This window comes from Streptomyces sp. NPDC059355 (assembly GCF_042752335.1).
In the GTDB taxonomy this organism is placed as follows: Bacteria; Actinomycetota; Actinomycetes; order Streptomycetales; family Streptomycetaceae; genus Streptomyces.
In genome coordinates, this window is the sequence record NZ_JBHYXN010000004.1 from 78,794 (window position 1) to 92,194 (window position 13,401).

At 72.9% G+C, this 13,401-nt stretch carries 14 protein-coding genes; 13 read left to right on the plus strand and 1 reads right to left on the minus strand.

Going from position 1 to position 13,401, the window contains the following annotated elements; genetic code table 11:
* Nucleotides 1-148: 148 nt before the first annotated feature.
* The 13 genes from ACFXGI_RS05410 to hypE all read left to right on the plus strand — a co-directional run bounded on the left by ACFXGI_RS05410 (nucleotide 149) and on the right by hypE (nucleotide 12,345).
* The gene (locus ACFXGI_RS05410; protein WP_030856636.1) at nucleotides 149-1,933 is read left to right on the plus strand and encodes a nickel-dependent hydrogenase large subunit; all 1,785 of its coding nucleotides are present in this window, start codon (nucleotides 149-151) and stop codon (nucleotides 1,931-1,933) included.
* Nucleotides 1,930-2,451, plus strand: coding sequence for a hypothetical protein (locus ACFXGI_RS05415; RefSeq protein ID WP_384703630.1), 522 nt, complete (start codon nucleotides 1,930-1,932; stop codon nucleotides 2,449-2,451). The genes ACFXGI_RS05410 and ACFXGI_RS05415 overlap by 4 nt, the downstream gene beginning before the upstream one ends.
* Nucleotides 2,452-2,519: 68 nt before the next feature.
* Complete coding sequence (locus ACFXGI_RS05420) at nucleotides 2,520-3,155, plus strand: DUF5947 family protein (RefSeq protein WP_384704088.1); 636 nt, start codon at nucleotides 2,520-2,522, stop codon at nucleotides 3,153-3,155.
* Nucleotides 3,152-3,853, plus strand: coding sequence for a DUF6084 family protein (locus ACFXGI_RS05425; protein ID WP_384703633.1), 702 nt, complete (start codon nucleotides 3,152-3,154; stop codon nucleotides 3,851-3,853). Before ACFXGI_RS05420 ends, ACFXGI_RS05425 begins: the two co-directional genes overlap by 4 nt.
* The gene (locus ACFXGI_RS05430; protein ID WP_384703636.1) at nucleotides 3,850-5,310 is read left to right on the plus strand and encodes a hypothetical protein; all 1,461 of its coding nucleotides are present in this window, start codon (nucleotides 3,850-3,852) and stop codon (nucleotides 5,308-5,310) included. The genes ACFXGI_RS05425 and ACFXGI_RS05430 overlap by 4 nt, the downstream gene beginning before the upstream one ends.
* Complete coding sequence (locus ACFXGI_RS05435) at nucleotides 5,307-5,837, plus strand: hydrogenase maturation protease (protein ID WP_384703639.1); 531 nt, start codon at nucleotides 5,307-5,309, stop codon at nucleotides 5,835-5,837. The genes ACFXGI_RS05430 and ACFXGI_RS05435 overlap by 4 nt, the downstream gene beginning before the upstream one ends.
* Nucleotides 5,838-5,846: 9 nt before the next feature.
* Nucleotides 5,847-5,951: a DUF6893 family small protein gene (locus ACFXGI_RS05440; protein WP_384703642.1), complete on the plus strand. Its 105-nt coding sequence runs from the start codon at nucleotides 5,847-5,849 to the stop codon at nucleotides 5,949-5,951.
* Nucleotides 5,952-6,099: 148 nt separating this feature from the next.
* Nucleotides 6,100-6,513 carry a hydrogenase maturation nickel metallochaperone HypA gene (locus tag ACFXGI_RS05445; protein ID WP_384703644.1) on the plus strand — a complete coding sequence of 138 codons (414 nt, stop codon included), beginning with the start codon at nucleotides 6,100-6,102 and terminating at the stop codon, nucleotides 6,511-6,513.
* A 3-nt stretch (nucleotides 6,514-6,516) separates the two neighbouring features.
* Complete coding sequence (gene hypB / locus ACFXGI_RS05450; RefSeq protein ID WP_384703647.1) at nucleotides 6,517-7,428, plus strand: hydrogenase nickel incorporation protein HypB; 912 nt, start codon at nucleotides 6,517-6,519, stop codon at nucleotides 7,426-7,428.
* Nucleotides 7,428-9,812: a carbamoyltransferase HypF gene (hypF, locus tag ACFXGI_RS05455; RefSeq protein WP_384703650.1), complete on the plus strand. Its 2,385-nt coding sequence runs from the start codon at nucleotides 7,428-7,430 to the stop codon at nucleotides 9,810-9,812. The genes hypB and hypF overlap by 1 nt, the downstream gene beginning before the upstream one ends.
* Complete coding sequence (locus tag ACFXGI_RS05460; RefSeq protein ID WP_384703653.1) at nucleotides 9,781-10,146, plus strand: HypC/HybG/HupF family hydrogenase formation chaperone; 366 nt, start codon at nucleotides 9,781-9,783, stop codon at nucleotides 10,144-10,146. The genes hypF and ACFXGI_RS05460 overlap by 32 nt, the downstream gene beginning before the upstream one ends.
* Entirely contained in the window at nucleotides 10,143-11,279 is a 1,137-nt protein-coding gene (gene hypD, locus ACFXGI_RS05465; protein ID WP_384703656.1) for a hydrogenase formation protein HypD, read from the plus strand. The genes ACFXGI_RS05460 and hypD overlap by 4 nt, the downstream gene beginning before the upstream one ends.
* 76 nt (nucleotides 11,280-11,355) lie before the next feature.
* Entirely contained in the window at nucleotides 11,356-12,345 is a 990-nt protein-coding gene (gene hypE, locus ACFXGI_RS05470; protein WP_384704090.1) for a hydrogenase expression/formation protein HypE, read from the plus strand.
* Between the two features lie 79 nt (nucleotides 12,346-12,424).
* Here hypE and ACFXGI_RS05475 read toward each other — a convergent pair whose 3' ends face one another.
* Nucleotides 12,425-13,264: a class II glutamine amidotransferase gene (locus ACFXGI_RS05475; RefSeq protein ID WP_384704092.1), complete on the minus strand. Its 840-nt coding sequence runs from the start codon at nucleotides 13,262-13,264 to the stop codon at nucleotides 12,425-12,427.
* Between the last annotated feature and the right edge of the window lie 137 nt (nucleotides 13,265-13,401).

Here is a 13,401-nt window from a genome sequence, read left to right on the forward strand (position 1 = left end):
GCAACCCCCACCCCGGGGTGCCGGGGCCGCCGGCGCCCCGGGGGGGGGGGGGGGGGGGGGGGGGGGGGGCCCCCCGGGCCCCGCGCCCCACCGCTGCGCCTCCCCAAACCCCCAGCTCCCGTCTCCAAGAAGGGTCACGGCAGACAAGATGACACCGAAGACGAAGGCGGCCGGTGACGGCAGCGGCCTGGTGGAGATGGCCTGGGATCCGATCACCCGGATCGTGGGCAGTCTCGGCATCCACACGAAGATCGACTTCAAGCAGAAGAGGGTCGCGGAGTGTTACAGCACCTCGTCCGTCTTCCGCGGCTACAGCGTCTTCATGCGCGGCAAGGACCCCCGCGACGCGCACTTCATCACCAGCCGCATCTGCGGGATCTGCGGCGACAACCACGCCACCTGCTCCGTCTACGCCCAGAACATGGCGTACGGCGTGAAGCCGCCCCACCTCGCCGAGTGGATCATCAACCTGGGCGAGTCGGCGGAGTACATGTTCGACCACAACATCTTCCAGGAGAACCTGGTCGGGGTCGACTACTGCGAGAAGATGGTCCGCGAGACCAATCCCGGCGTCCTCGAACTCGCCGAGCGCACCGAGGCCCCGCACGCCGGTGACCACGGCTACCGCACCATCGCCGACATCATGCGCTCGCTCAACCCCATCGAGGGCGAGTTCTACCGCGAGGCCCTCCAGGTCAGCCGGTACACGCGCGAGATGTTCTGCCTGATGGAGGGCCGCCACGTGCACCCCTCCACCCTCTACCCGGGCGGTGTCGGCACCATCGCCTCCGTCCAGCTCTTCACGGACTACATGAGCCGCCTCATGCGGTACTGCGAGTTCATGAAGAAGGTCGTCCCGCTCCACGACGACCTGTTCGACTTCTTCTACGAGGCACTGCCCGGTTACGAGGAGGTCGGCCGCCGGCGCGTCCTGCTGGGCTGCTGGGGCGCGCTCAACGACCCCGAGTACTGCGACTTCACGTACGCCAACATGACCGACTGGGGACGGAAGATGTTCGTCACCCCGGGCGTGGTGGTGGACGGGAAGCTCGTCACCAACGACCTCACCGAGATCAATCTCGGCATCCGCATCCTGCTCGGCAGCTCGTACTACGACGACTGGCAGGGCCAGGAGAAGTTCGTCACCCACGACCCCCTCGGCAACCCGGTCGACGCCCGCCACCCGTGGAACCAGCACACCATCCCGGCCCCGCAGAAGCGGAACTTCGACGACAAGTACAGCTGGGTGATGTCCCCGCGCTGGTTCGACGGCAAGGACCACCTGGCCCTCGACACCGGCGGCGGCCCCATCGCCCGCCTGTGGTCCACCGCCCTGTCCGGGCTCGTCCACACCGACTACGTCCAGGCCACCGGCCACAGCGTGGTCATCACGCTGCCCCGCACCATGACCAAGCCCGAGACGCGCTTCGAGTGGAAGATCCCGCAGTGGAGCAACGCGCTGGAGCGCAACCGCGCCCGCACGTACTTCCAGGCGTACGCGGCCGCCATCGCGCTGCACTGCGCCGAGAAGGGCCTGGCCGAGGTCCGCGCCGGACGCACCCAGACCTGGGAGAAGTTCGAGGTCCCGGACGAGTCCATCGGAGTCGGTTTCACCGAGGCCGTGCGCGGCGTGCTCTCGCACCACATGGTGATCCGCGACGGCAAGATCGCCAACTACCACCCGTACCCGCCGACCCCGTGGAACGCCAGCACCCGCGACACCTTCGGCACCCCCGGACCGTACGAGGACGCCGTCCAGAACACCCCGATCTTCGAGGAGAACTCCCCGGAGAACTTCAAGGGCATCGACATCATGCGCGCCGTGCGCAGCTTCGACCCCTGCCTGCCCTGCGGCGTGCACATGTACGTCGGCGGCGGCAAGACGGTCAAGCAGATGCACGTGCCCACCGGCCTGAGCGGACTCGGCGGATGAGCGCGCAGGCGACCGACGCCCGCGAGGCGGGCCGGCGCGTGGACGAGGTCCTGGACCGGCTGGCCGCCTCGGGCGACCGCGAGGCCTGCGCCGCGGCCGAGGAACTGGTGCGCGTGCTCATGGACTTCTACGGGGCCGGGCTCGCCCGGATCGTGGAGCGGCTCGGCGTGGAGCGCCTCGGCGGGCTGCTGGACGACGAGCTCGTCGCGAGCCTGCTCGCCCTGCACGACCTGCACCCGGAGGACGTGCACACCCGGATCGCCCGGGCGCTGGACTCCGTCGGCGACCCCGTGTCGCTCGTCGGGTACGACGCGGCCACCGGCACGCTGCGCCTGCGGTCCGCGCCGGGCGGCGGCTGCGGCTGCGGTTCCGGCGGGGACACCGTGCCGCGGAGCGTCGAGGACGCCCTGGCCTGCTTCGCGCCCGAGGTGACCGCGGTGGAGCTCGAAGCGGCCGAAGCGGCCCTGCCGCTGCTCCAGATCGGCACCCGCCCGCAGGCCCCGGCGCGGGCCCGGTGAACGCGACGCACCCCTGGGAGACGGCGGAGCCGGGCACCGGCTCCGCCGGGGCTCTCGGCTCCGCCGGGCTGCGCGGCCCGCGCGGCCTGCGCCGGTTCACGGGGCCCCGGCCGCCCCGCCCCGAGCGCTGCGAGCTGTGCGGGGTGGCGGTCCGCGAGGACGGCCACCGCCATCTGGTGGAGGTCGAGAAGAGGGCGCTGGTCTGCGCCTGCACCGCCTGCGCCCTGCTGTTCGACCGGCCCGGCGCCGCCACCGGGCGCTTCCGCGCCGTCCCCGACCGCTACCTCACCGACCCGGACCACCGGCTCGGCGAGGGGGCCTGGGAGCAGCTCCAGATCCCGGTCGGCGTCGCCTTCTTCTTCCGCAACGCCGCCCTCGACCGGCTGGTCGCGCTCTACCCGAGCCCGGCCGGCGCCACCGAAAGCGAACTGGACCCGGCCACCTGGCAGAACGTGCTCGGCGGCGGGGCGCTCGCCGCGCTGCTCGAACCCGACGTGGAGGCGCTGCTGCTGCGCCGGACCGAGGGCCGCACCGAGTGCTACCTCGTGCCCATCGACATCTGTTACGAGCTGGTGGGGCGGATGCGGCTGCTGTGGCAGGGCTTCGACGGCGGGGCTGAGGCCCGCGCCGCGCTGAACGCCTTCTTCGCCCAGGTGGAGCGCCGGGCCAAGGTCCCGGCCGGAGCGGGGGAGGCGCGGTCGTGACCGACTTCACCTTCGCCTGCACCGGGGTGCGCGCCGACCAGTACGCGGCGGGCCCGACCCTCGTCTTCCGGCTGCGCATCACCACCGCCCCGGACAAGCGCGTCCATGCGCTGGCGCTGCGCTGCCAGATCCGCATCGAGCCGGCCCGGCGCGGCTACGGCACGGGCGAAGCAGCCGCGCTGCACGACCTGTTCGGCGAGCGGGCCCGCTGGGGGAACACCCTCCAGCCCCTCCAGTTCGCCCAGGTCTCGGTGATGGTCCCCAGCTTCACCGGGGAGACCGAGACCGATGTCGTCGTGCCGTGCTCGTACGACATGGACATCGCCTCGGGCCGCTACCTCAGCGCCCTGGAGGAGGGCGAGGCGCCGCTGCTGATGCTGTTCTCCGGCACGGCCTTCACCGGCGCCGGGGGCTTCCAGGTCGAACCCGTCCCCTGGGACCGCGAAGCACCGTTCCGGATGCCCGCCGAGGTGTGGCACGAGATGGTCGAGCAGCACTTCCCCGGCTGCGGCTGGCTGCGGCTGCCCCGCGACACCATGGCGGACCTGCTCGCCTACCGCTCCCGTCACGCGCTCGCCTCCTGGGAGGCGACCGTACGGAGCCTGCTGGACGCTGCGTCGACGGCCGAGCCGCCGCCCCCGGACCCCGCCTGGGCCGGCGCCGTACTGCCGCGGGCCGCCGAGAGGACCGCGCCATGACCACGACGGCCTTGCCCGCATCACGCTTCGCCGTCGCCCGGCAGGTGGCCGACGCCGTCCTCTTCGAGGGCTACGTCCTCTACCCGTACCGGGCCTCGGCGGCGAAGAACCGGCTGCGCTGGCAGTTCGGCGTGCTGGTCCCGCCCGCGTGGGGGCCCGCGCACGGCGAGCACTCCTTCCAGCGCACCGAGGTGGTCATGGAACCCCGGGGCGCGGCCACCCTCGCCGTCGAGCTGCGCTTCCTGCACGCGCAGCGGCGCACGGTCGAAGAGGCCCGCGCGGACGGTTCGTTCGAGGCCGTGCCCGAACTGCACCTGCCCGACCGGGTCCTGGTCCCCTGGGACGAGGGAACCGAGGAGCGTGTCGAAATGACCGTACCCGTCGCGGAGTTGGAGGAGGGCGAGGTCTCCCTGCCCTTCGTCCGGCCCGCCCGCGAGGAGACCGAGCCCGTGCTCGGCGCCGACGGCCGGGAGGTGGGCCGGCTGGTCCGGCGCACCGAGCGGGCCGACGGGGTGCTGCTGCTGCGTGCGGAGCAACTGGACGTCCCGTACCGGGCGTTCAAGCTCACGGCCGTGGTCGAGAACACGAGCGACTGGACCCCGGGCACGGACACGCCCGCAGGCTCGCCCGGGGGAGCCGGCGCGACCGGGGGAGCGGACCGCGATGCCGCCCTGCCGCGCTCACTGGTGGCGGCCCACCTGCTGCTCGGTCTCAGCGCCGGATCCTTCCTCTCGATGACCGATCCGCCCGAATGGGCCAAGGCCTCCGTCGCCACCTGCGCCAACCGGCACACCTGGCCCGTCCTCGCCGGCGAACCGGGCAGCAGTGACGTGGTGCTGTCCTCGCCGATCATCCTGGAGGACCACCCCGGCATCGCCCCCGAGAGCATCGGGGCCATGTACGACGCCACCGAGATCGACGAGATCCTCGCCCTGCGCACGGCGGCCCTGACCGACCAGGAGAAGCGTGAGGCCCGCGGCACCGACCCCCGCGCGGCCGCCGTCATCGACCTCGCCGAGACCATGCCGCCCGAGGTTCTGGAACGCCTGCACGGCGCCGTCCGGGCGCTCCGCGAGATCACCGACCCCGGCGCGGCCACCCCCGAGTCGTTCGCCGAACTCTTCGACGAGGACGCCGTGTTCAAGCCGGACACCCCCTGGTGGGACCCGGCCCACGCCGATCCCGCCGACCCGGCCCGCGACCGGATCCTGATCGACGGTACCTCAGTGGGCCCCGGCAGCCGCGTGATCCTGCGCCCGGGGCTGCGGCGCACCGACGCCCAGGACCTGTTCCTGCAGGGCGCCGCCGCCCAGGTCGAGGCCGTCCTCCACGACGTGGACGGCGGGGTGCACCTCGCCGTCACCGTCGAAGGGGACCCGGGCGCCGACATCCGGCGCGAACAGGGCAGGTTCCTCTACTTCCAGCCCGACGAGGTCGCCCCCCTGGAGGGCGCGTGAGCGGCCGCATCCTGATCGCCGGCATCGGCAACGTCTTCCTCGGCGACGACGGCTTCGGCGTGGAGACCGCCAAGAGGCTGGCCGACCCCGGCCACGGCCTGCCCGGACACGTCGAGGTGGTGGACATCGGCGTACGCGGGGTCCACCTCGCCTACCAGCTCCTCGACGGCTACGACACCCTCGTCCTGGTGGACGCCACCGCCCGCGGCGGAGCCCCCGGCACCCTGTACCTGATCGAGGCCGCCGAGCCCGGCTCCCTCGCCCCGCAGAGCCCGGTACTCGACGGGCACCAGATGTCCCCCGACGCGGTGCTCGCCCTGCTGGAGACCCTGTGCGCCGGAACGGGCACCGCGCCGCCCCGGCGGATCTGGGTCGTCGGCTGCGAACCCGATTCCCTGGAGGAGGGCATCGGCCTGAGCACCCCGGTGGCCGCAGCGGTACCGGAGGCCGTACGGATGGTCCTGGACCTGGTCCTGAGCCCGGACGAGGAACTGCTCGACCAAGAGCGCAACGCCACCGCCAACTGAGGAGAACCCATGAAGAAGGCCATCATCGGCGGCGCGGCCGCCGCCGTCCTCGCCTGCGCGCTGAGCGTGGTGCTCCCCGACATCCAGCGCTATCTGAAGATCCGCCGCATGTGACCCGTGACCTGAGACCCGCGATCCATGTGATCCCTGACGTGCGACCGCCCCGGCGCCCGAATGGCGTACGGGGCGTCGGCGCGTCGGCGTGCCCGAGCGCCCCGTACGGCGCAGGCCGGTCTAATGAGGCCCGGCAGGACGGAGTCCCATGCACGAGATGTCGATCGCCATGGCGGTGGTGGGCCAGGTGGAGGAAGCCGCCGAGGCCGGCGGCGCGACCGCCGTCACCTCGGTCCGGCTCCAAGTCGGAGAACTGGCCGGGGTGGTGCCCGACGCACTCGCCTTCTGCTTCGAACTCGCCTGTGCGGGGACGCTCCTGGAGGGCGCCGAGCTCGTGACCGAGCAGGTCGCCGCCCGCGCCCACTGCCGTTCCTGCACGGGCGACTGGGCGGTCGGCATGCCGCCCCGGCTGGTCTGCCCCGGCTGCGGGCAGGCCGCGGACGTCGAACTCCTCACCGGGCGCGAGCTGCAGATCCTCAGCGTGCACTGGGAGGACGGCCCCGGCCCCGATCGCGTCCGGCCCCCGGCCCCCACCCGCGAACCGATCTCCGAGGAGCACTGAACCATGTGCCGTGTGGTCGACCTGAAGCAGGCGGTCCTCGCCAAGAACGACTCGGCCGCGCACGCCCTGCGCACCGAACTCACCGCCCGCGGCACCACGGTCGTCAACCTGCTGTCCAGCCCGGGCAGCGGGAAGACCGCCCTGCTGGAGCGCGAACTCGGCCTGGCACGCCAGCGCGGGGTACCGGTCGCGGCCCTCACCGCCGACCTCGCCACCGAGAACGACGCGCTGAGGCTGGCCCGTTCGGGCGTACCCGTCAAGCAGGTGCTCACCGACGGGCTCTGCCACCTCGAAGCCGCGATGCTCGGACGGCACCTCGACGGCTGGCTGCCCGAGGACACCCGGATGCTCTTCGTGGAGAACGTCGGCAACCTCGTCTGCCCCGCCTCGTACGACCTCGGCGAATCGCTGCGCGTCGTCCTCGCCTCGGTGACGGAGGGTGAGGACAAGCCGCTCAAGTACCCGACCGCGTTCGGACTGGCCCAGCTCGTCGTCGTGACGAAGACGGACATCGCGCAGGCCGTGGAGTTCGACGAGGCGGCCTTCCGCGCGCACGTCCAGCAGGTCAACCCGGGGGTGGAGGTGGTGCTGACCTCGGCACGCCGCGGCGAGGGCGAGGGCATCCTGCTCGACCGGGCGCTGGCGGTCGGCGCCGGAGGCCCGGTGCACGCCCCCGTCATGGCACAGCAGCCCGCCACGCACCACCATCACCACACGGAAGCCCCCGACCCCGGCCACGAACACGACCACGGACCCGGCCACCACCACGCACCCGGCGCCGGCCACGGCCCCGGCCATGAACACGGTCCGGGCCACGACCACGGTCCGGGTCCCGGAACCGGCCCCGGCCACCACGGTCCCGGCTCCGTCTCCCGGGCCGTGCACCCGCACTCCGGCGTGGTGCCGACCCGCTGATGGAAGCCGTGGAGCGCCGCCGGGTCGTCGTGCGCGGAGTGGTACAGGGCGTGGGATTCCGGCCGTACGTGTACACCCGCGCGACCGTACTCGGCCTCGCCGGGCACGTCACCAACACCCCCGAGGGAGTCGTCGCCGAGGTGGAAGGCGCCCCGGCGGCCGTATCGGCCTTCTGCGAGCGGCTCGCGGCCGAGGCCCCGCCGCTGGCGGTCGTCGACGCCGTCGACCACCACGAGGTGCCCGCCTCCGGCGGCGCGGGCTTCACCATCGTCGCCTCCCGCTCCGGCGGGCCCGCCCGCACCCTCGTCTCCCCGGACGCGGCCACCTGCGCCGACTGCCTGGCGGAGCTGGCCGATCCGGCCGACCGGCGCCACCGGCACCCCTTCATCACCTGCACGCACTGCGGCCCCCGCTTCACCATCGTCACCGGGGTGCCGTACGACCGGGCGCACACGACCATGGCCCGCTTCCCGATGTGCCCGGACTGCGCCCGCGAGTACGCCGACCCCGCCGACCGGCGCTTCCACGCCCAGCCGGTGGCCTGCCCCGCCTGCGGACCCCGGCTGCGCCTGCTCGCCGGTACGCCGCCGCGCGAGACGGCCGCCGCCGACCCGGTGGCCGAGGCCCGCCGGCTGCTGGCCGGCGGGGCGATCCTCGCGGTCAAGGGCCTCGGCGGCTACCACCTCGCCTGCGACGCCGCGCACGCCGGGGCCGTGGCCGAGCTGCGGCGCCGCAAGGCGCGCGGGCACAAGCCCTTCGCCCTGATGGCCCGCGAGCCCGCCGACATCGAGCACCTCGTCCACCTCGGCCCGGCCGAACGGGCCCTGCTCACCGGGCCGGTCCGCCCCATCGTCCTGCTGCGCCGCCGCCCGGGAGCCGCCGAGGAGGAGTTCGTCGCCGACGGCGTCGCCCCTGGCAGCCCCGACCTGGGCGTGATGCTCCCGTACACCCCCGTGCACCATCTGCTGCTCGGCCTGCCCGGCGACCCGCCCGGTCCCCGGCTGCTCGTCATGACCAGCGGAAACCTGTCGGGCGAGCCCATCATCACCGACGACACGGAGGCCATGGACCGGCTCGGCCGGCTCGCCGACGCCTGGCTCACCCACGACCGGCCCATCCACGTCCCCTGCGACGACTCCGTCGTACGCGTCTGCGACGGCGAGGCGCTGACCCTGCGCCGCTCCCGCGGCCACGCCCCGCTGCCCCTCCCGCTTCCGCTGTCCGTACCCGCCACGCTGGCCGCCGGGGGCGACCTCAAGAACGCCTTCTGCCTGGGCGAGGGCCGCAAGGCCTGGCTGTCGGCGCACATCGGGGACATGGACGACCTGGCCACGCAGTACGCCTTCGAACGCGCCGAGCAGCAGCTGGAGTCCATCACCGGCGTCGCGCCCGGGCTGCTCGCCGTGGACCGGCACCCCGGCTACCGCTCAGGCCGCCTGGTCCGCGCCCGGGCCGCCGGCCGCCCGGTCCTCGGAGTCCAGCACCACCACGCGCACATCGCGTCCGCGATGGCCGAACACGGGCAGGACGGCGCCCGCAGGGTGATCGGCGTCGCTTTCGACGGCACCGGATACGGCGACGACGGGGCGGTGTGGGGCGGGGAGGTGCTGCTCGCGGACTACGCGGGGTACACCCGGTTCGCGCACCTCGCCTACGTCCCGCTGCCGGGCGGCGATGCCGCCGTGCACCGGCCGTACCGGATGGCCTTGTCCCATCTGCGCGCCGCCGGGCTCGACTGGGACCCGGACCTGCCCTGTACGGCAGCCTGCCCGCCCGAGGAACTACGGCTTCTGCGACGCCAGTTGGAGCGGAACCTGCACTGCGTGCCGACTTCCAGCATGGGCCGCCTCTTCGACGCCGTCTCCTCCCTGGCCGGCGTCTGCCACCATGCCGGGTACGAGGCCCAGGCCGCCGTCGAGCTGGAGTCCGCGGCCCTCGCGGGGTGCGGGACGGCGGCGGACGGCGGCTACGCCTTCGCACTGCACCCGCAAGGACCGGGCGGCGGGACCCCGGTCACGGCCGACCCGGCCCCCGTACTGGCGGCGGTGGTGGCCGACGTGCGGGCGGGCGCGCCCAAGGCGCTGATCGCCGCCCGCTTCCACACGGCCGTCGCCGATCTCGTGGGCACGCTGGCCGTCCTCGCGCGCGAGCGGCACGGGCTCGACACCGTCGCCCTGAGCGGCGGGGTCTTCGCCAACACCGTGCTCTCCAGCGCCTGCGCCCGCCTGCTGCGCGAGCGCGGCTTCACCGTTCTGCGCCACCACCGCGTCCCGCCGAACGACGGGGGGCTGGCCCTCGGCCAGCTCATGGTGGCGGCCAGTGCCCCGCGACACCCACAGCAAGGAGAGGGCCATGTGCCTGGCGGTACCCGGCAGAGTGCTTGACATCGGGGAGAAGGACGGCACCCGCATGGCGACCGTCGATTTCGGCGGCGTGGTCAAGGAGGTGTGCCTGGAGTACCTCCCGGACCTCCAGGTCGGCGAGTACGCCATCGTCCACGTCGGCTTCGCCCTCCAGCGGCTCGACGAGGAGTCGGCCCGGCAGACCCTGGAACTCTTCGCGCAGCTCGGCATGCTCCAGGAGGAGTTCGGCGACCCCTGGGAGCGGGCGGCGGCCGAGGCGGGCGTGGAGGACTGGCCCTTCGCCGACGACATCGCGGAGCAGCCGCGGCACACCGCGGACGCCGAGGGCGCCGCAAAGGAGGCTCGGCAGCAGTGAAGTACATCGAGGAATTCCAGGACCCCGAGCTGGCCCGCCGCCTGCTCGACGACATCCACGCCACCGTCACCCGCCCCTGGGCGCTGATGGAGGTCTGCGGAGGCCAGACCCACACCATCATCCGACACGGGATCGACCAACTTTTCCCCGAACAGGTCGAGTTGATTCACGGACCGGGTTGTCCGGTGTGCGTGACCCCGCTGGAGGTCATCGACAAGGCACTGGAGATTGCCTCCCGCCCGGACGTCATCTTCTGCTCGTTCGGCGACATGCTCCGCGTCCCCGGATCCGGCCGCGACCTGTTCCAGGTGCGCAGCGAGGGCGGCGACGTACGGGTGGTGTACTCCCCGCTCGACGCCCTGCGGATCGCCCAGCAGAACCCGGCGCGCGAGGTGGTGTTCTTCGGTATCGGCTTCGAAACAACCGCGCCGCCCAATGCCATGACGGTGTATCAGGCCAAGAAGCTCGGGATCCGCAACTTCAGCCTGCTCGTCTCCCACGTCCGGGTGCCCCCGGCCATCGAGGCGATCATGACCTCCCCGAGCTGCCGGGTCCAGGGCTTCCTCGCCGCCGGGCACGTGTGCAGCGTGATGGGCATGGGGGAGTACCCGGAGCTGGCCGCGCGCCACCGGGTCCCCATCGTGGTCACCGGCTTCGAGCCGCTGGACATCCTCGAAGGCGTACGCCGGGCCGTCCGGCAGCTGGAGAGGGGCGAGCACACCGTCGACAACGCCTACGCGCGCGCCGTCCGCCCGGAGGGGAACCCGGCCGCCCTCGCCATGCTGGAGGACGTCTTCGAGGTCACCGACCGCGCCTGGCGCGGCATCGGCGTCATCCCCGGCAGCGGCTGGCGGCTGTCCGCCCGCTACCGGGACTACGACGCCGAGCACCGCTTCTCGGTGACGGACATCGCCACGCAGGAGCCCGCCGAGTGCCGCAGCGGCGAGGTCCTCCAGGGGCTCATCAAGCCGCACCAGTGCGAGGCGTTCGGCACCACCTGCACCCCGCGCAACCCGCTCGGCGCCACGATGGTCTCCAGCGAGGGCGCGTGCGCCGCGTACTACCTCTACCGGCGCCTCGACCTCGCGCCGGCCGCCCGGACCGCACCGCTGGAGGCGAGCCCCGTTGTCTGAAGCCCTGTCCGACGCCGTACTCGACGTCACCGGCTGGACGTGTCCGGCCCCGCTGCGGGACCGCCCCCGCGTGGTGATGGGCCACGGAGGCGGCGGAGCCCTCTCCGCCGAGCTCGTCCAGCACGTCTTCGCACCCGCCTTCGGCGGCGAGGTGCTCGCCCGGCTCGGCGACTCGGCCGCGGTCACCCTGGGCGGGGCGCGCCTCGCCTTCTCGACGGACTCGTACGTGGTGCGGCCGCTGTTCTTCCCCGGCGGCAGCATCGGGGACCTCGCGGTCAACGGCACGGTCAACGACCTGGCCATGAGCGGGGCCCGGGCCGCCTACCTCTCCTGCGGGTTCATCCTCGAGGAGGGCGTCGAGCTCTCCGTGGTGGCCCGGGTCTCCGCGGACCTCGGCGCGGCCGCGCGGGCCGCGGGCGTCGAGGTGGCCACCGGGGACACCAAGGTGGTCGAGTCCGGCCACGGCGACGGCATCTACCTCAACACCGCCGGCATCGGGCTCATCCCCGACGGGGTGGACCTGCGCCCGCAGCGCGTCGTGCCGGGTGACGTGGTCATCGTCAGCGGGGAGATCGGCCTGCACGGCGTGGCCGTCATGAGCGTCCGCGAGGGCCTCGAATTCGGGGTGGACATCGAGAGCGACTGCGCGCCGCTGGGCGGGCTCGTCCAGGCCATGCTCGCGGTCACCCCCGATCTGCACGTCCTGCGCGACCCCACACGCGGCGGGCTGGCGGCCGCTCTCAACGAGATCGCGGCGGCCTCGGGTGCCGGGGTCGTCATCCACGAGGGCCGGGTGCCGGTCCCGGAGGCCGTCGGCAACGCCTGCGCGATCCTCGGCCTCGACCCCTTCTACGTGGCCAACGAGGGCAAGCTGGTCGCGTTCGTACCCCGAGAGCACGCCGACGCCGTCCTCGACGCGATGCGCGCGCACCCGCTGGGCCGGCACGCGACCGTGATCGGCGAGGCGGTCGAGGCCCACCCCGGCCTGGTGGTGGCCCGCACCGGCCTCGGCGGCACCCGTGTCGTCGACCTGCCGATCGGGGAGCAGCTGCCCCGCATCTGCTGAGGCCGGGCCCCGGCCCCGTACCGTCGTGAGCGAACCGCCGCCTCCCTGACGACGCTACGTGGCCGGGGCTCCGGAGGTTTCAGGGGAGTTCGGGGATGAACGGGAAGTAGTCCTCCACGGCCGCCGAGGGGAGGACCGCGTAACTTGCCTCGGGGAGCTCGTTCCACACGCCCGGGAGGTCGCCGAGGGGTTCGGAGACCACCAGCCGCGTCGCGTCCGAGACCTCCCGCAGGAACGGCAGCTCCGGGTGCAGATGCCGGACCGTTTCGGCCTTGCTGCTGTAGAAGAGCGAACGCGACTTGCCCGCGCTGGAGTAGCGGAACGCCCAGACCCGCTCGCCGTCGCTGACCGCGACCGTCATCTGCATCGGGTCGGGGACGCCGTGCTCCTTGCCGAGGTGCTCCACCAGGCCCGCCATCCGGGCGACCGCGCCCGGGGGGTCCTGGTCGAGGCCGTAGGTGACGGCCAGGTAGAACATCACCTCGGAGTCGGTCGAGCCTTCGATGCAGGGGAACAGGGCGGGGTCCACGGCCATGCACAGATCGCGCTGGAGGCGCTGGAAGTCCGTGATCGCGCCGTTGTGCATCCACAGCCATCGGCCGTGCCGGAACGGATGGCAGTTCGTCTGCTGAATGGCCGAACCGGTGGAGGCGCGGACATGGGCGAAGAACAGCGTAGAGCGGACGTGGGCGGCCAGTTCCCGCAGGTTGCGGTTGTTCCAGGCCGGTCCGATGTCCCGGAAGATCGCCGGAGTGGCGCCACCGTCGGGGCTGTACCAGCCGATGCCGAAACCGTCGCCGTTCGTCGACTCGACGCCCATCCGGGCGTGGAGGCTCTGATCGATCAGTGAGTGTTCCGGCTGGTAGAGCACTGCGTCGAGCAACATAGGCGAACCGGAGTAGGCGAGCCAGCGACACATCCGCATCATCCCTCTCCTGCGCCTCGTACGAGCCTATCGCGGCCAAGCTTCCTGTGCCTCGCGTCTTGACGTGCATGTCCTTCATGCGCCATCCGGTTCGGTGGTGCCGAATTCGGCCAGGGCGGCGCGGGACGGAG

Excerpts from the sequence above, each read along its gene's own strand:
- ACFXGI_RS05410 (WP_030856636.1), top strand. The coding sequence starts at position 149 with ATGACACCGAAGACGAAGGCGGCCGGTGACGGCAGCGGCCTGGTGGAG.
- ACFXGI_RS05415 (WP_384703630.1), top strand. The coding sequence starts at position 1,930 with ATGAGCGCGCAGGCGACCGACGCCCGCGAGGCGGGCCGGCGCGTGGAC.
- ACFXGI_RS05430 (WP_384703636.1), top strand. The coding sequence starts at position 3,850 with ATGACCACGACGGCCTTGCCCGCATCACGCTTCGCCGTCGCCCGGCAG.
- ACFXGI_RS05440 (WP_384703642.1), top strand. The coding sequence starts at position 5,847 with ATGAAGAAGGCCATCATCGGCGGCGCGGCCGCCGCCGTCCTCGCCTGC.
- ACFXGI_RS05445 (WP_384703644.1), top strand. The coding sequence starts at position 6,100 with ATGCACGAGATGTCGATCGCCATGGCGGTGGTGGGCCAGGTGGAGGAA.
- hypB (WP_384703647.1), top strand. The coding sequence starts at position 6,517 with ATGTGCCGTGTGGTCGACCTGAAGCAGGCGGTCCTCGCCAAGAACGAC.
- hypF (WP_384703650.1), top strand. The coding sequence starts at position 7,428 with ATGGAAGCCGTGGAGCGCCGCCGGGTCGTCGTGCGCGGAGTGGTACAG.
- ACFXGI_RS05460 (WP_384703653.1), top strand. The coding sequence starts at position 9,781 with ATGTGCCTGGCGGTACCCGGCAGAGTGCTTGACATCGGGGAGAAGGAC.
- hypE (WP_384704090.1), top strand. The coding sequence starts at position 11,356 with ATGGGCCACGGAGGCGGCGGAGCCCTCTCCGCCGAGCTCGTCCAGCAC.
- ACFXGI_RS05475 (WP_384704092.1), bottom strand. The coding sequence starts at position 13,264 with ATGTGTCGCTGGCTCGCCTACTCCGGTTCGCCTATGTTGCTCGACGCA.